Below are 17288 nucleotides of genomic sequence, written 5' to 3'. Positions count from 1 at the left end.
GGGAATGCATTCCAAATGTGGGAGCGGGCTTGCCCGCGATGCTTTTAAGCCTTAGACCTGAGACTGTGCGCCTTCGAACCACTTGAGCTTTTCACGCAACACCACCACCTCACCGACGATCACCAGTGTCGGCGCATGCACTTCATGCTCCGCCACCATGCGTGGCAAGTCGGCCAGGGTGCCGGTAAACACCCGCTGGTTGGAGGTGGTGCCTTGCTGGATCAACGCCGCCGGGGTATCGGCTGCGCGTCCATGCTGGATCAGCTGTTCGCAGATGATCGGCAAGCCTATCAAGCCCATGTAGAACACCAGGGTCTGCGACGGCCCCACCAGGTCATGCCAGGGCAGGTCCGAGGTCCCGTCCTTCAAATGCCCGGTGATGAAACGCACCGATTGCGCATAGTCGCGGTGGGTCAGCGGGATCCCGGCGTACGCCGCGCAACCACTGGCCGCCGTGATGCCCGGCACGACCTGGAACGGGATGCCATGGGCCGCCAGTTCCTCGATCTCCTCGCCACCACGACCAAAGATGAACGGATCGCCACCCTTGAGGCGCAGCACGCGCTTGCCTTGCTTGGCCAGGTCGACCAGTTGCTGGTTGATCTGGTCCTGTGGCACGGCATGATCGGCGCGACGCTTGCCGACGTACACGCGCTCGGCATCGCGGCGGCACAGTTCCAGAATCGCTGGCGCAACGAGGCGGTCGTAGAGCACCACATCCGCTTGCTGCATCAGGCGCAGCGCGCGGAAGGTCAGCAGGTCCGGGTCACCGGGGCCAGCGCCCACCAGGTAAACCTCCCCCGGCGCATGGGGCGCCTTGCCGTTGACCTTTTCCACCAGCAAACGCTCGGCTTCGGCGCCCTGCCCGGCCAGTTGGCGGTCGGCAATCGGGCCCTGGAACACTTCTTCCCAGAACGCGCGACGTTGCTGCACATCCGGGTACAAGCCTTTGACCTGGGCGCGAAAACGCGCCGCCAACCCGGCCAATTGGCCATAAGTGGACGGAATCCAGGTCTCCAGCTTGGCGCGAATCAGCCGCGCCAGCACCGGCGCATCGCCGCCGCTGGACACCGCGATCACCAACGGCGAACGGTCGACAATCGCCGGGAAGATCACGCTGCACAAGGCCGGCGCGTCGACCACATTGACCGGTACGCACCGACGCTTGGCATCGCTGGACACTTGCGCGTTCAGCGTTTCATCGTCGGTGGCAGCGATAATCAGGGTGCAACCGTCGAGGTCGGCCTCCTGATAACCGCGCAAAATCAGTTCCCCGCCACTGCCCAGGACCAACTCGTTGAGCTGGCTTTCGATCTGGGGAGCAACCACCCGCAGCAACGCACCGGCGTCGGCCAGCAGCCGGGATTTGCGCAAGGCAATCTCCCCGCCACCGACGACCAACACACGAGTGCCGCGCAGGTTATGAAACAGCGGCAGAAATTCCATTTAGCCGATGACCTCAACGCCCGCCATGTACGGCTTGAGCACGTCCGGCACACGGATCGAACCGTCCGCCTGCTGGTAGTTTTCCAGCACGGCCACCAGGGTACGGCCTACGGCCAGGCCCGAACCGTTAAGGGTGTGCACCAGTTCCGGCTTGCCGGTTTCCGGGTTGCGGAAACGCGCCTGCATGCGACGGGCCTGGAAATCACCGCAGTTGGAGCACGACGAGATCTCGCGGTACTTGTCCTGGCTCGGCACCCATACTTCGAGGTCGTAGGTCTTCACGGCGCTGAAACCCATGTCGCCGGTGCACAGCGCGAGGACGCGGTACGGCAGCTCCAGCAGTTGCAGAACGCGCTCGGCGTTGGCGGTCAGGCCTTCCAGGGCCTCCATGGAGGTCGACGGCTCGACGATCTGCACCATCTCGACCTTGTCGAACTGGTGCTGGCGGATCATGCCGCGGGTATCACGGCCCGACGCGCCGGCTTCGCTGCGGAAGCACGGGCTGTGGGCGACAAACTTCAGTGGCAGCTCTTTGGCGTCGAGGATCTCGCCGGAGACGATATTGGTCAGCGACACTTCGGCCGTCGGGATCAGGTACAGGTCGGCTTCGCCTTCACGGCTGATCTTGAACAGGTCTTCTTCGAATTTCGGCAGTTGGCTGGTGCCCATCAACGCCGGTGCCTGTACCAGGTACGGCGTGTAGGCTTCTTCGTAGCCGTGCTCGGCGGTGTGCAGGTTAATCATGAACTGCGCCAGGGCACGGTGCAGGCGGGCCACCGGGCCACGCAGCAGGGAGAAACGGGCGCCGGACATCTTGGCGGCGGTTTCGAAGTCCAGGCCACCGGTCAATTCGCCCAGGGCAACGTGGTCCTTGACCGCGAAATCAAAGGCTTTTGGCGTGCCCCAGCGGCGCACTTCGACGTTGCCGTCTTCGTCGGCACCCACCGGCACCGATTCGTGCGGAATGTTGGGGATGCCCAGCAGGATCGAGTCCAGTTCGGACTGGATGCCTTCCAGCTCGACCTTGCCGTCGGACAGCTCAGTGCCCATGCGCTCGACGTCCGCCATCAACGGCGCGATGTCTTCGCCGCGCTGCTTGGCCTGACCGATGGATTTGGAACGGGCATTACGTTCAGCCTGCAGTGCTTCGGTGCGGGTCTGGACGGTCTTGCGCTGTTCTTCCAGCGCTTCGATGCGCGCGACATCCAGGGCAAAGCCACGGGATGCCAGGCGGTCCGCTACGTCCTGAAGGTTGCTACGTAACAGTTTGGAATCGAGCATGTCGGTCTCTCGTTTATCAAAGTTTGGTCAGGGACAGGCCAGCCCAGGTGGCGAGCAGCCCGCCGAACACGCTGATGCCCAGGTACCCGAAGGCAACCAGGGCTTGCCCGCTTTCCAACAGGCGCAGCGTATCCAGTGAAAAGGATGAAAAGGTCGTCAGACCGCCTACAAAGCCGACAATCAAGCCGGCGCGAATCTCAATCGGCACTTCCGGGCGCAACAGGAACCAGCCGTACAACAGCCCGATAATCAAGCAGCCCACCAGGTTGACCGCCAGGGTCGCCGCATAAAAATGCTTCGGCCAATGGGCGCTGACCCACGTACCGGTGGCGAAACGCAATAATGTACCAGCGATGCCGGCTGCGGACACGGCAAGAATCGTCTTGAGCACTACTTTCTCCGCTGTCTGGGGCTGAGTCGATCGAGTTGGGCGAGGTGATTCAGTTTTTCGCCGATTTTCAGCTCCAGGCCACGGGGCACCGGCTGATAGAGCGCGAGCGGCTCAAGCTCATCGGGGAAGTAGTCTTCGCCGGCGGCATAAGCGTCCGGCTCGTCGTGGGCGTAGCGGTATTCATCACCGTAGCCCAGCTGTTTCATCAGCTTGGTCGGCGCGTTGCGCAGGTGCAGTGGCACTTCGAGGGAGCCATATTCGGCCGCCGCACGCAGCGCCGACTTGAAGCCCATGTACACCGCGTTGCTTTTTGGCGCGCAGGCCAGGTAAGTGATGGCCTGGGCCACCGCCAACTCGCCTTCCGGGCTGCCGAGGCGTTCCTGCACGTCCCATGCCGCCAGGCACAGGCTCAGCGCACGCGGGTCGGCATTGCCGATGTCTTCGCTGGCCATGCGCACCACGCGGCGGGCCAGGTACAGCGGGTCGCAACCGCCGTCGATCATGCGCGCAAACCAGTACAGCGCGCCGTCGGGGTTGGAGCCACGCACGGATTTATGCAGCGCCGAGATCTGGTCGTAGAAGGCTTCGCCGCCCTTGTCGAAACGCCGGCGGGTGTCACCCAGCAAGCTTTGCAGCAGGTCGACGCCGATCTCGCTGCCGTCTTCGGCCAGGTCGGAGGCGTTTTCCAGCAAGTTGAGGAAGCGTCGCCCATCGCCATCGGCGGCCGTCAGCAGAATCTTGAAGCCTTCCTCGCTCACGCTCAGCTGGCGCTTGCCCAGGCCCTTGTCTTCGCTCAAGGCGCGGTGCAGCAGCTTTTGCATCGCCGCTTCGTCCAGGCTCTTGAGCACATAGACCCGCGCCCGCGAGAGCAAGGCGTTGTTCAATTCGAATGAAGGATTTTCGGTGGTGGCGCCGATAAAGATCAGCGTGCCGTCTTCCACATAGGGCAGGAACGCATCCTGCTGCGACTTGTTGAAGCGATGCACTTCGTCGACAAACAGGATGGTGCGCTTGCCGTATTGCCCGGCCTGCTGCTTGGCCACCTCGACCGCCTGGCGGATCTCCTTGACCCCGGCGAGTACCGCCGAGACCGTTTCGAAGTGTGCATCCGAGACTTTCGCCAGCAGGCGCGCCAGGGTGGTTTTACCCACCCCGGGCGGCCCCCAGAAAATCATCGAGTGCAGCGCACCTTGCTCCAGGGCTTCGCGCAAAGGCTTGCCGCGCGCGAGCAGGTGCTCTTGGCCGACGTACTCATCCAGGTTGGTCGAGCGCAAGCGCGCGGCCAGGGGCTGGGCAATCGGGTCACTGCGAAACAGGTCCATGGGCAGCGTTTTACTCCTGGATCACATCGGCACCCTTGGGGATGTCGAACTTGAACATGGAGGCAGGCACCGGCTGGTTGGCCTTGACCCCGGAGAACAGGATATCGGTGCGCTGGCCGACGCTGTCGATCAGGCGCATGTTGTTGATCACGCCATTGCCGAACGACAGGGACAGGGTGTCAAACAGCGTGTCCTTGGACTTCGGCTTGAGGGTGAACTCGATCACGTTGCTGGTTTGCTTGGAGGTGATCTCGAAGCTGTCGCTGATCTTCGACACATCGCCCGACAGCAACAGCGCCGGGGTCTGGTTCAGGCGCGGGTCAAGCTTCTTGATGGTCACCTGCTCCAGGTCCGGGTCCCACAGGGTGACCTTCTGGCCGTCGGAGACGATGGTCTGCTCGTTCGGCGCGTCGGTCTTCCAGAAGAACAGGCCAGGGCGCTGCACGGCCATTTCACCGGCGGTTTCCTGCAGCTGGGTGCCGCCGCCGTCCAGGGTCAGCTGGGAGAAGCGCGCGGTCAGGGTCTTGGATTTGTCCAACAGGTTGGTCAGGCTGGCGACGGAGGCCGGGTCAGCGTGAGCCGAAACAGCGGTCAGGGCCAGTGCCGGCAACAACAGCATGCGGATAAGACGCATGGGAGTCCTCATTGAGTCGTTAGGGCGCGCCGCGTGCTGCCACGCGGCGCGGGATCAGTCGCGCATCTGCCCGGGGGCGATGACTTCACGCGAGCCGTTGGTGTTCATGGCGGTCACGACGCCAGCCATTTCCATGGCTTCGATCATGCGGGCGGCGCGGTTGTAGCCGATCTTCAGCTTACGCTGCACCGCAGAAATCGAGGCGCGGCGGCTTTCGAGCACGAAGGCCACGGCTTCGTCGTACAGGGCATCGGTTTCCGCATCGTCGTCACCGCCACCGCCGCCATTCTCGAAGCCGCTGCCAGCTTCTTCGACGCCGTTGAGGATGTCGTCGTTGTACTCGGGTGCGCCTCGCAGTTTCCAGGCTTCCACCACGCGGTGCACTTCATCATCGGAGACAAAGGCGCCGTGTACACGGATCGGCAGGCTGGTGCCCGGCGGCATGTAGAGCATGTCACCATGGCCCAGCAGTTGCTCGGCGCCGCCCTGGTCGATGATGGTCCGCGAGTCGATCTTGCTCGACACCTGGAACGCCATGCGCGTCGGAATGTTGGCCTTGATAAGACCGGTAATCACATCCACCGACGGGCGCTGGGTGGCCAGGATCAAGTGGATACCGGCCGCACGGGCCTTCTGGGCGATACGGGCGATGAGTTCTTCGACCTTCTTGCCGACGATCATCATCATGTCGGCGAATTCATCCACCACCACCACGATGGTCGGCAGCTTGGTCAGCTTCGGCGCTTCGTCGTGAATGCTTTCACGCTTGTACAGCGGGTCATCAATGGTCTCGCCACGTTCGTGGGCTTCCTTGATCTTGGCGTTGAAGCCCGCCAGGTTACGCACGCCCATTTTCGCCATCAGTTTGTAGCGTCGCTCCATCTCCGCCACGCTCCAGCGCAGGGCGTTGGCGGCGTCCTTCATGTCGGTGACCACCGGACACAGCAGGTGCGGGATGCCTTCGTAGATCGACAATTCGAGCATCTTCGGGTCGATCATGATCAGTTTGGCGTCGTCCGGGCCGGACTTGAACAGGATCGACAGGATCATCGCGTTCACACCCACCGACTTACCGGAACCGGTGGTACCGGCCACCAGCAGGTGGGGCATTTTTGCCAGGTCGGTAATGACGGGCTTGCCGCCGATGTCATGGCCCAAGGCCAGGGTGACCGGCGACTTGAAGTTGTCGTACTCGGGCGTCGACAGCACTTCGGAGAAGCGCACGATCTGGCGGTCTTCGTTGGGAATCTCGATGCCCACGGTGGTCTTGCCGGGGATCACTTCCACCACGCGCACACTGGTCACGGCCAGGGAACGGGCCAGGTCTTTGGCCAGGTTGGAAATGCGGCTGACCTTGACGCCCGCGGCCGGCTGGATTTCGTAACGGGTGATGACGGGACCGGGGTGGATCGAGTCCACGGTCACTTCGACGCCGAATTCCTTCAGCTTGATTTCCAGCAGATGGCCAACGGCAGCCAGCGACTCCGGGGAATAATTGAGTTGTTTCTTTTCGGCCGGGTCGAGAATCGAGATCGGCGGCAAGGTGCCTTCGACGGCGCTGTCGACAAACAGCGGCGCCTGTTTCTCTTTCTGCACACGGGCACTCGGCTCGGGGGCCTTGGGCGGCGCCGGTGCGATCACGGGCGGCACTTGCTTCTCGCGGTCCGACATGTGCTTGCTCAGGGCCTGCTCGCGCTCGATCAGGCGCTCCTTGACCTTGGCCTGTTCACGGCGGTCCGGCGTGCTCGGGGCCACCACTTCGTTGACGCGGGTGTCCACTTCACGCAGTTGGGCGACCATGCGCTTGCGGTCGACCCGGGCTGCCCACCAGCGGTTGGCGGCGCCCTGGAACAGCTCCAGCAGGTCGAGGGTGATCTTGCCGGTCACGTCCATCACCTTGAACCACGACAGGTCGGTGAACACGGTGAGGCCGAACAGGAACAGGGCAATAAACATCAACGTGCTGCCCTGGATGTTCAGGGTCTTGCGCGCCAGGTCGCCCAGGCTTTCGCCCAGCGCACCACCGGCGCCCGCCGGGAGGCCGGTAGGTGCATGGAAATGGATATGCGCCAGGGCCGCGCCGGACAGCACCAGGAACACCAGGCCGATCAGGCGCCAGGAGAACAGCCAGCCGCTCCACTGCCACGGCTCGTGGCGCTGGCGGAAGATCTGCCAGGTCTTGATCGCCAGCAGCAAGGGGAAGATATACGCGAAGTAACCCAACACCATGAACAGGATGTCGGCGCTGTAGGAACCGGCGGGGCCGCCGAAGTTCTGTACATCGTCGATCTTGCTGTTGTGGCTCCAGCCCGGATCGTCCTTGCCATAGGTGAGCAAGGCCATCATCAGGAACAGGCACAGGGCGCCGATCGCGATCAGCGCACCTTCCTTGAGGCGGTAGTGCAGGTGCTGGCGCCAGGCCGGCACGACTGCTGCTTTAGGTGTTGCGGCGGATTTCTTCAAAACGGGTCTTTTCCTGCGCTTTTAGCGCGTCCATCTATTGAATGACTGCAACCACTGCCCAATCCGAGCAGCTGAAAAATAAACGAACGTCGTTGATTCTACGTTTAACACCGGGAGATGAAGCGCTGAAACGGCGATAACGCCACAGTGCCCGCATTGTACGGGTTTGTGCCCCCGTTGCCACGCCCTTGCCCTTCCCCCGGCAGCATAGACAATTCAAGTGTTACAACATGTTCAATTTGAGCATGCATTGTCTTTGCTGACAAAGGCTTATGGGGTGTTTTTACCAAACAAGGCAAGCTTGGCAAATGGCCTGCATGGTGTAACCCCGGTTACGACCACATCCTCGGCACAGAGTTGCAGAAACACCCGCTCACGCTATTCCTGAGCTGCACCCGATTCGGGCTGGCCCTGGGGCGCTGTCTCGACAATAATCACCCCTACTCGCGGCACCTGTCGCTCCCCTCCCCTCCTCAAGCCTGGATGCCATGCTGACCTGGTTGCAACGTGACTCCCTGACCTTCCCGCCGCTGGCCAAGGCCATGCGTGAACCCAATGGCCTGCTGGCCGCCGGTGGCGACCTGTCGGCCGAACGCCTGGTGCAGGCTTACCGCCATGGATGCTTCCCGTGGTTCTCGGACGGCCAGCCGATCCTCTGGTGGTCGCCCGACCCGCGCACGGTGATCTTCCCCGAAGAACTGCACGTCTCTCGCAGCCTCGGCAAGCTGTTGCGCCAACAACGCTATACCGTGACCTTTGACCAGGACTTCGCCGCCGTCATCCAGGCCTGCGCCGCACCCCGCGCCTATGCCGACGGCACCTGGATCACCGAAGGCATCCAGGACGCCTACCTGGCGCTGCACCAGCGCGGCTACGCGCATTCCGTCGAAGTGTGGGACGCGGGCAAACTGGTGGGCGGGCTCTACGGCCTGGCAATGGGCCAATTGTTCTTTGGCGAATCCATGTTCAGCCGTGCCGACAACGCTTCGAAATTCGGCTTCGCCACCCTGACCCGGCAGTTGCAGGCCTGGGGTTTTGTGCTGATCGACTGCCAGATGCCCAACGATCACCTGCACAGCCTGGGCGCCCGCGCCATCCCGCGCAGCGAGTTTGCGCAATACCTGCACGACCATCTGGACCAACCCAACGCCGGACCCTGGGTTTCCTAGGCGACTTTCGCGCACGTGGCTTACACTTGTTTCAAAGCTTATCCCGAGGGTTGATCATGACCGAGCTGGCACGCTTGAAGTTTTATGCCACTCAAGCCCACTCTTGCAGCTACCTGCCCGACGAGCAGGCCACCACCCTGTTCCTCGATCCCAGCCAGCCGATGGACGTGCACGTGTACGCCGACCTTTCGGAAATGGGCTTTCGGCGCAGCGGCGACCACCTGTACCGCCCCCATTGCCAGAACTGCAATGCCTGCGTACCGGCACGCATTCCTGTGGCGCAATTCCTGCCGGACCGTAACCAGAAACGCATCCTCAAGCGCAATGCCGACCTGACCGTGACCGCCACCAAGCCACGCTACAGCGAAGAATATTTCGACCTTTACCAACGCTACATCGAACAACGCCACGCTGACGGCGATATGTTTCCGCCCAGCCGCGACCAATTCTCCACCTTCCTGGTGCGCGACCTGCCGTTCTCGCGCTTCTACGAGTTCCGCCTCGACGGACGCCTGGTGGCCGTCGCCGTGACCGATTTGCTGCCCAACGGGCTGTCGGCGGTGTACACCTTCTATGAGCCCGCCGAGGAACGCCGCAGCCTGGGGCGTTTTGCGATCCTGTGGCAAATTGGTGAGGCCCTGCGCCTGGAACTGGAGGCGGTGTACTTGGGTTACTGGATCAAAAACTGCAAAAAGATGAGCTACAAGACCCAATATCGCCCCATAGAACTGCTGATTAATCAAAGATGGGTCACGCTTAACTAGAACCCCTTGGCTTAAACACCCTTTTTCGGGCACAATGCACGCCGCTTTTGCCTGGCGCAGTTGCACCGGGCCATTCACTGGATACCGAGGGCTTTACTGCATGTCGAAAGAAGACAGCTTCGAAATGGAAGGCACTGTCGTCGACACCCTGCCCAACACCATGTTTCGTGTGGAGTTGGAAAATGGGCACGTCGTAACCGCGCATATCTCCGGCAAGATGCGCAAGAACTACATTCGTATTCTTACCGGTGACAAAGTGCGCGTCGAGCTGACGCCCTATGACTTGAGCAAAGGGCGCATCACTTACCGCGCTCGCTAAGCAAGTCAATACAAAACGCCCGGTTATGCCGGGCGTTTTTGTGTGTGTGTGGGATTTATCAGACACCACATGACCCTGTGGGAGCTGGCTTGCCTGCGATAGCGGTGTATCAGCCAAAAAATGCTTCGCTGACCGACCGCTATCGCAGGCAAGCCGGCTCCCACATTTGATCTCTATTGTCTTGAAGACCGCATTCCAAACCTGGAGACAGCAAAAAGGCGCCTTTCGGCGCCTTTTTGCTGTGTTGCAGTCAGCGATCAGGCCATTTCAGCCGTAGTCTCGAACTCGAAGGTCAGTTCGCCATCCTTCAGATCGATATGCACCACGCCACCATGGTCGGAAAGCTCGCCGAACAGGATCTCTTCGGCCAATGGCCGCTTGATCTTGTCCTGGATCAGGCGCGCCATCGGGCGTGCACCCATTGCCGCGTCGTAGCCACCTTCGGCCAGCCAGCTGCGCGCCGCGTCCGTCACTTCCAGCTGCACGCGCTTGTCTTCCAACTGCGCCTGAAGCTCGGTAAGGAACTTGTCCACCACGCTTTTGATGACCTCATGGCTGAGGCGACCAAACTGGATAATGGTGTCCAGGCGGTTGCGGAACTCCGGCGTAAAGCTCTTCTTGATCACTTCCATCGCATCGGAAGAGTGATCCTGATGGCTGAAGCCGATCGAGGCCCGCGCGGCCGTTTCGGCACCGGCGTTGGTGGTCATAATCACGATCACGTTGCGGAAGTCCGCCTTGCGCCCGTTGTTGTCGGTCAGGGTCCCGTGGTCCATCACCTGCAACAGCAGGTTGAAGACTTCCGGGTGGGCCTTCTCGATTTCATCGAGCAGCAGCACGCAATGGGGTTGCTTGGTGATCGCTTCGGTCAGCAAACCGCCCTGGTCGAACCCGACATAGCCCGGAGGCGCACCGATCAGGCGCGACACAGTGTGACGCTCCATGTATTCGGACATGTCGAAACGCACCAGCTCGATCCCCATGGCCTTGGCCAACTGCCGCGCCGCTTCGGTCTTGCCGACGCCAGTAGGCCCGGCGAACAGGAACGAACCGACTGGCTTGTCCGGCGACTTGAGGCCCGCACGGGACAACTTGATCGCCGTGGACAGCGCATCGATGGCCGCATCCTGGCCAAATACGGTGAGCTTGAGGTCACGCTCCAGGTTACGCAGCAGCTCCTTATCGGAACTGTTGACGTGTTTAGGCGGAATCCGCGCGATCTTCGCGACGATGTCCTCGACCTGAGGCACGTCGATGCGCTTCACACGCTTCTCGACCGGCTGCAGGCGCTGATAGGCGCCGGCCTCGTCGATCACGTCGATGGCCTTGTCCGGCATGTGCCGATCATTGATGTAGCGCGACGCCAGCTCGGCCGCCGCACGCAGCGCCTCGTCGGTGTACTCGATGCCATGGTGCGCTTCGAAACGCCCCTTGAGCCCGCGCAGGATGCCGATGGTGTCTTCAACCGAAGGCTCCGACACATCGACTTTCTGGAAGCGCCGCGCCAGGGCGCGATCTTTCTCGAAGATGCCACGGAATTCCTGGAACGTGGTCGAACCGATGCAACGGATATCACCCGACGACAGCAACGGCTTGAGCAGGTTGGAGGCATCCATCACCCCACCCGACGCCGCACCGGCACCGATGATGGTGTGGATTTCGTCGATGAACAGGATCGCCTGCGGGCGTTTTTTCAGCTCGCCGAGCAACGCCTTGAAGCGCTTCTCGAAATCGCCACGGTACTTGGTCCCGGCGAGCAACGCGCCCAGGTCCAGGGAGTAGACGACACTGTTGGCCAGCAGATCCGGCACCTGGTTATCGACAATGCGCTTGGCCAGGCCTTCGGCAATCGCGGTTTTACCCACGCCTGCCTCACCCACCAGCAACGGGTTGTTCTTGCGACGACGTGCGAGGATCTGCGCTACGCGCTCAACTTCAAGCTCGCGCCCCACCAGCGGATCGATCCGCCCCTGGCGCGCCAGTTCATTGAGGTTGCTGGCATAGGCATCCAATGGATTGCCCGAAGAAGAAGACTCACCGCCCTCGTCGTCCTGCATATCCTGCTCACCCTCGGAATGATCGCCGTGCCCGGGCACCTTGGAGATACCGTGGGCGATGTAGTTGACGACATCAATACGGGCAACGCTCTGCTGCTTGAGCAGGAACACTGCCTGGCTTTCCTGTTCGCTGAAAATTGCCACAAGCACATTGGCGCCTGTGACTTCACGCTTGCCGGAGCTCTGCACATGGAACACGGCACGCTGAAGCACCCGCTGGAAGCCCAGGGTTGGCTGGGTTTCACGGTCTTCATCGTGGACGGGAATAAGTGGCGTGGTGGAGTCGATAAACTCCTGCAGGTCATGCTTGAGTTTGTCGAGGTTGGCGCCGCACGCGCGCAAGACGGTGGCGGCAGCTTCGTTATCCAAAAGTGCCAGCAGCAGGTGTTCGACGGTCATGAATTCATGACGCTTCGAACGAGCCTCCTTGAAGGCAAGATTGAGGGTGACTTCGAGCTCGCGGTTTAACATAGCTTCACCTCATACCCAAGTGGTCGGCGTTAACCGTCCTTCTCGATTTCACAGAGTAGCGGATGCTGGCTTTCCCTGGCGTACTGGTTGACCTGCATGGCCTTTGTCTCGGCGATGTCGCGGGTAAACACTCCACATACTGCCCGTCCTTCTGTATGAACGGCCAGCATTACCTTGGTCGCCAACTCGCGGTTCAGGTTAAAAAACACCTCGAGCACTTCGACGACGAAATCCATCGGTGTGTAGTCATCATTAAACAAAACCACCTTGTACATCGGCGGCGCCTGTAGAGCAGGCTTGGCCTCCTGGACAGCAATGCCTGCAGAACCGTCGTCATCGTGTTCCTGATCCGGGCGATCCTGATTGAATGTTAGTCGAATCTGGCTGTTTGCATGCATGGAAAGAAAGGTTCGTCAGTGGTTCAAATACAGTGGTGGGGGCGACCTGTCAGAATTTCAACTCTGACCGACTGGTCGCCTTGACTATCGGCAAATCAGTGTTACAACCAATAGAACCCACAGTGGGTAAAAAAGGTCCGCGCAGTCAACCTTATTTATTCGGGTTAGGACGGATAAACTGGATGATACTCCAGTGATGGAGTCTGGTGCAGAGGGATATGGAGATGGCTAGTGGTAAGGTCAAGTGGTTCAACAATGCCAAAGGCTACGGCTTCGTCAATGAAGAAGGTAAAACCGAAGACCTGTTTGCGCATTACTCAGCGATCGAAATGGATGGCTACAAGACGCTGAAAGCGGGCCAACCTGTGGAATTTGATATCATTCAAGGGCCTAAAGGACTGCACGCCGTGGCAATCAAGGCCGCCAAACACGCGCTGCCTGACAATCACGCACACTCGCACGCTCAAAAAGAAAAGATACAAACGGCCTAGTCCGCCAAGAAGCGAGAACGGTGCGATAAAAAAAAGGCCACTCCAATCAACTTGGAGTGGCCTTTTTCTGTACGACCCTTACATGTGTGAGATCAGCGCATCGCCAAAGCCCGATGACGACACCAGCTTCGCACCCTCCATCAAACGTTCGAAGTCATAGGTCACCGTCTTGGCCGAAATCGCACCATTGGTGCCCTTGATAATCAGGTCGGCCGCTTCGATCCAACCCATGTGGCGCAGCATCATCTCTGCCGACAGGATCAGCGAGCCGGGGTTGACCTGGTCCTTGCCCGCATATTTCGGCGCAGTCCCGTGGGTTGCCTCGAACATCGCCACGGTGTCAGACAGGTTGGCCCCCGGCGCAATCCCAATACCGCCCACCTCTGCCGCCAAGGCGTCAGACAGGTAGTCACCGTTGAGGTTGAGGGTGGCGATCACGTCATACTCAGCCGGGCGCAGCAGGATCTGCTGGAGCATGGCGTCGGCAATGGCATCTTTAACCACGACATTCTTGCCGGTCTTCGGGTTCTTGAATTGCATCCACGGGCCACCGTCGAGCAACGTCGCGCCGAACTCTTTCTCGGCAATCCCGTAGGCCCACTCTTTAAAGGCGCCTTCGGTGAACTTCATGATGTTGCCTTTATGCACGATGGTCAGCGAGTCGCGATCGTTATCCACTACATATTGCAAGGCCTTACGCGCCAGACGCTCAGTGCCTTCCTTGGAAACCGGCTTCACGCCAATCCCGCAATCCTGGTCAAAACGAATCTTGGTAACGCCCATTTCCTCCTTGAGGAACTTGATTACCTTGATGGCTTCCGGCGAACCGGCCTTCCACTCGATGCCGGCGTAAATATCTTCGGAGTTCTCGCGGAAGATGGTCATGTCCACATCCCCCGGCTTTTTAACCGGGCTCGGCACGCCTTCAAACCAGCGCACCGGGCGCAGGCACACGTACAGGTCGAGCTGCTGGCGCAGGGCCACGTTCAGCGAACGGATGCCGCCACCCACCGGCGTGGTCAGTGGACCCTTGATGGAAACCACGTAATCCTTGACCGCATCCAGGGTTTCCTGGGGCAGCCAGGTGTCCTGGTCGTAGACTTGAGTGGCCTTTTCGCCGGCATACACCTCCATCCACGAGATCTTGCGCTTGCCGCCGTAGGCCTTTTCAACAGCTGCGTCGACCACCTTGATCATCACCGGGCTAATGTCGACGCCGATACCATCACCCTCAATAAAAGGGATGATCGGGTTATTAGGAACATTGAGAGAATGGTCTGCATTGACGGTGATTTTGTCGCCGACGGCTGGAACCTGAATCTTCTTGTATCCCATGCTGAACTCCATCTATGGATTGAACATCTGGCTGCGTTCGAGCCTACTCCAGATAAATGATGACTGAAACCTCACGCCATCGTCATTTGCGTCGAAAACAGCATATTTAGTCGCCTACAAGCCTGAAATATAAGGCAAATTCGCCAATCTTGAGCACACCATACGACTTTGGGAGCACTGTGGTACCTGCGACCTTTAGACCAATGGACGACACACCTTTTGTATGAAGGCTCGGCGTAAGCATAGCGACCTATGTATAATGCCGCCGCTGACCCAAGAGTCACGACGGCTGACCGCTCCTGCACTTGTAAACAGTGTGCGTAGCCCTCAGCCAGAAAGCAGGACCATTACCATAGTCCAAACGCTTGACGCTCGACTGATGCAACCCAACATCACCGCGAAGAAACCTCGACATTTCGCTCATGGATGACTTTGAACGAACGCGCTCCACCCGGCGCATCTCGAGTTTCTGCGCACGCTTTCAGCAAAGAAGAGAGTTAATCCGAATATGCCCACCCGCTCGAAGATCATCTACACCTTCACCGACGAAGCCCCGGCCCTCGCCACCTATTCACTGCTGCCTATCGTAGAGGCCTTCACCGCTTCCGCTGATATTGCCGTGGAAACCCGCGACATCTCCCTCGCCGCGCGCATCCTCGCAAGCTTCCCCGAGCAACTGGGCACCAAGGCTATCCCGGACCACCTCGCCGAACTGGGCGACCTGGCCGTTACGCCTGAAGCCAACATCATCAAGCTGCCTAACATCAGCGCCTCGACCCCGCAGCTGCAAGCCGCGATCAAGGAACTGCAGGCCCAGGGCTACGCCCTGCCGGACTACCCGGAAACCGTAACCACCGACGCGGAAAAAGAAACCCGTGCACGTTACGACAAGGTCAAGGGCAGCGCCGTGAACCCGGTACTGCGCGAAGGCAACTCCGACCGCCGCGCACCGCTGTCGGTCAAGAACTACGCACGCAAGCACCCGCACAAGATGGGCGCCTGGGCTGCTGACTCCAAGTCGCACATCGCGCACATGAACAACGGCGACTTCTACGGCAGCGAAAAAGCCGTACAAATCGAAGCCGCTGATGCCGTGAAGATCGAACTGATCGCCAAAGACGGCACCACCACTGTCCTGAAGGAAAAGACTTCGGTACAGGCCGGCGAAATCATCGACACCGCCGTACTGAGCAAAAAAGCCCTGCGCGCGTTCATCGCCGCTGAAATCGAAGACGCCAAGCAACAAGGCGTGCTGCTGTCGGTTCACCTTAAAGCCACCATGATGAAGGTCTCCGACCCGATCATGTTCGGCCAGATCGTTGCCGAGTTCTATAAAGACGCCCTGGCCAAGCACGCTGTCGTGCTGGAGCAGATCGGCTTCAACCTGAACAACGGCATCGGCGACCTGTACGCTCGCATCAAGGCCCTGCCGGCCGACCAGCAAGCGCAGATCGAAGCTGACATCCAGGCGGTCTACGCCGCTCGCCCTTCCCTGGCGATGGTCAACTCCGACAAAGGCATCACCAACCTGCACGTGCCGAGCGACGTCATCGTCGACGCCTCGATGCCCGCCATGATCCGTGACTCCGGCAAGATGTGGGGCACCGACGGCCAGCTGCACGACACCAAGGCCGTGATCCCGGATCGCTGCTACGCCACCATCTACCAAGCCGTCATCGAAGACTGCAAGGCCAATGGCGCGTTCGATCCAACCACCATGGGCAGCGTGCCAAACGTTGGCCTGATGGCGAAGAAAGCCGAAGAGTACGGCTCCCACGACAAGACCTTCCAGATCAAGGCTGACGGCGTCGTCCGCGTCACCGACAGCAAGGGCAACCTGCTGATGGAACAGAACGTCGAAGCCGGCGACATCTTCCGCATGTGCCAGACCAAAGACGCGCCGATCCAGGACTGGGTCAAACTGGCCGTCAACCGCGCCCGCGCCAGCAACACCCCAGCCATCTTCTGGCTGGACCCTAAGCGCGCACACGACGGCGTCGTGGTCGAGAAAGTTCAGGCCTACCTGAAAGACCACAACACCGAAGGCCTGGACATCCGCATCATGGCCCCGGTCGACGCGATGAAGTTCACCCTGGAGCGCACCCGCAAGGGCCTGGACACCATCTCGGTGACCGGCAACGTACTGCGCGACTACCTGACCGACCTGTTCCCGATCATGGAACTGGGCACCAGCGCCAAGATGCTGTCCATCGTGCCGCTGATGAACGGCGGCGGCCTGTTCGAAACCGGCGCCGGTGGTTCGGCTCCGAAGCACGTGCAGCAACTGGTGGAAGAAAACTTCCTGCGCTGGGATTCCCTGGGCGAGTTCCTGGCCCTGGCGGCCTCCCTTGAGCATTTGGGTGTGACATACAACAACCCGAAAGCCCTGGTACTGTCCAAGACCCTGGACCAGGCCACTGGCCAGTTCCTCGACAACAACAAGTCGCCATCGCGCAAAGTCGGCAACATCGACAACCGCGGCAGCCACTTCTACCTGGCGCTGTACTGGGCACAAGCCCTGGCTGCCCAGACTGAAGACACTGCACTGCAAGCGCAGTTCGGCGAACTGGCCGAAACCCTGACCGCGAACGAAGCGACCATCGTTGCCGAGCTCAACGCCGTACAGGGCAAGCCAGTGGACATCGGCGGCTACTACGCGCCGAGCCCGGAGCTGACCAGCAAGGCGATGCGCCCGAGCAACACCCTCAATGCGGCGATTGCCAAGTTGAAGTAAGGTTGTAAGGTGA

14 protein-coding genes are annotated in these 17288 nt (G+C 60.3%); 5 read left to right on the top strand and 9 right to left on the bottom strand.

Annotated elements, in window-relative coordinates; all coding sequences use genetic code 11:
* Positions 1–51: 51 nt before the first annotated feature.
* From cysG to NUV89_RS03925, 6 genes are read right to left on the bottom strand one after another with little or no spacing between them, the layout of a single operon-like run.
* On the bottom strand, positions 52–1446 hold the full coding sequence (cysG, locus tag NUV89_RS03950) for a siroheme synthase CysG (protein WP_257780370.1): 1395 nt from the start codon (positions 1444–1446) through the stop codon (positions 52–54).
* Positions 1447–2727, bottom strand: coding sequence for a serine--tRNA ligase (gene serS, locus NUV89_RS03945; RefSeq protein ID WP_257780369.1), 1281 nt, complete (start codon positions 2725–2727; stop codon positions 1447–1449).
* A 16-nt stretch (positions 2728–2743) separates the two neighbouring features.
* On the bottom strand, positions 2744–3118 hold the full coding sequence (gene crcB, locus NUV89_RS03940) for a fluoride efflux transporter CrcB (protein ID WP_057721801.1): 375 nt from the start codon (positions 3116–3118) through the stop codon (positions 2744–2746).
* On the bottom strand, positions 3118–4440 hold the full coding sequence (locus NUV89_RS03935) for a replication-associated recombination protein A (RefSeq protein WP_257780368.1): 1323 nt from the start codon (positions 4438–4440) through the stop codon (positions 3118–3120). Before NUV89_RS03935 ends, crcB begins: the two co-directional genes overlap by 1 nt.
* A gap of 10 nt (positions 4441–4450) precedes the next feature.
* The gene (gene lolA / locus NUV89_RS03930) at positions 4451–5074 is read right to left on the bottom strand and encodes an outer membrane lipoprotein chaperone LolA (protein WP_257780367.1); all 624 of its coding nucleotides are present in this window, start codon (positions 5072–5074) and stop codon (positions 4451–4453) included.
* Positions 5075–5128: 54 nt separating this feature from the next.
* Positions 5129–7537 carry a DNA translocase FtsK gene (locus NUV89_RS03925; RefSeq protein ID WP_257780366.1) on the bottom strand — a complete coding sequence of 803 codons (2409 nt, stop codon included), beginning with the start codon at positions 7535–7537 and terminating at the stop codon, positions 5129–5131.
* 488 nt (positions 7538–8025) lie between these two features.
* Between NUV89_RS03925 and aat the strand changes: the two genes are divergently transcribed.
* From aat to infA, 3 genes are all read left to right on the top strand, one after another.
* On the top strand, positions 8026–8706 hold the full coding sequence (gene aat, locus NUV89_RS03920) for a leucyl/phenylalanyl-tRNA--protein transferase (RefSeq protein ID WP_257780365.1): 681 nt from the start codon (positions 8026–8028) through the stop codon (positions 8704–8706).
* Between the two features lie 56 nt (positions 8707–8762).
* On the top strand, positions 8763–9470 hold the full coding sequence (locus NUV89_RS03915) for an arginyltransferase (protein ID WP_257780364.1): 708 nt from the start codon (positions 8763–8765) through the stop codon (positions 9468–9470).
* A gap of 100 nt (positions 9471–9570) precedes the next feature.
* Positions 9571–9789, top strand: a complete 219-nt coding sequence (gene infA, locus NUV89_RS03910; protein WP_002553999.1) for a translation initiation factor IF-1 — start codon at positions 9571–9573, stop codon at positions 9787–9789.
* A gap of 257 nt (positions 9790–10046) precedes the next feature.
* Here the strand turns inward: infA and clpA are convergent, their stop codons facing one another.
* On the bottom strand, positions 10047–12317 hold the full coding sequence (clpA, locus tag NUV89_RS03905; protein ID WP_257780363.1) for an ATP-dependent Clp protease ATP-binding subunit ClpA: 2271 nt from the start codon (positions 12315–12317) through the stop codon (positions 10047–10049).
* 29 nt (positions 12318–12346) lie between these two features.
* Positions 12347–12715 (bottom strand): ATP-dependent Clp protease adapter ClpS, encoded by a 369-nt coding sequence (gene clpS, locus NUV89_RS03900; RefSeq protein WP_005789091.1) that lies wholly within the window; start codon positions 12713–12715, stop codon positions 12347–12349.
* 224 nt (positions 12716–12939) lie between these two features.
* Here clpS and cspD point away from each other — a divergent pair, with 224 nt between their 5' ends.
* Positions 12940–13206, top strand: coding sequence for a cold shock domain-containing protein CspD (gene cspD / locus NUV89_RS03895; protein ID WP_257780362.1), 267 nt, complete (start codon positions 12940–12942; stop codon positions 13204–13206).
* Positions 13207–13284: 78 nt separating this feature from the next.
* Here the strand turns inward: cspD and icd are convergent, their stop codons facing one another.
* Positions 13285–14541, bottom strand: a complete 1257-nt coding sequence (gene icd, locus NUV89_RS03890) for an NADP-dependent isocitrate dehydrogenase (RefSeq protein WP_257780361.1) — start codon at positions 14539–14541, stop codon at positions 13285–13287.
* Between the two features lie 508 nt (positions 14542–15049).
* On the opposite strand from icd, the gene NUV89_RS03885 reads away from it, so the two are divergent.
* Positions 15050–17275: an NADP-dependent isocitrate dehydrogenase gene (locus tag NUV89_RS03885; protein ID WP_257780360.1), complete on the top strand. Its 2226-nt coding sequence runs from the start codon at positions 15050–15052 to the stop codon at positions 17273–17275.
* Positions 17276–17288 lie beyond the last annotated feature (13 nt).

It is taken from the genome of Pseudomonas sp. 18.1.10 (assembly GCF_024655625.1).
Classification (GTDB): domain Bacteria; phylum Pseudomonadota; class Gammaproteobacteria; order Pseudomonadales; family Pseudomonadaceae; genus Aquipseudomonas.
This window is presented reverse-complemented; position numbering and strand designations above follow the sequence as displayed.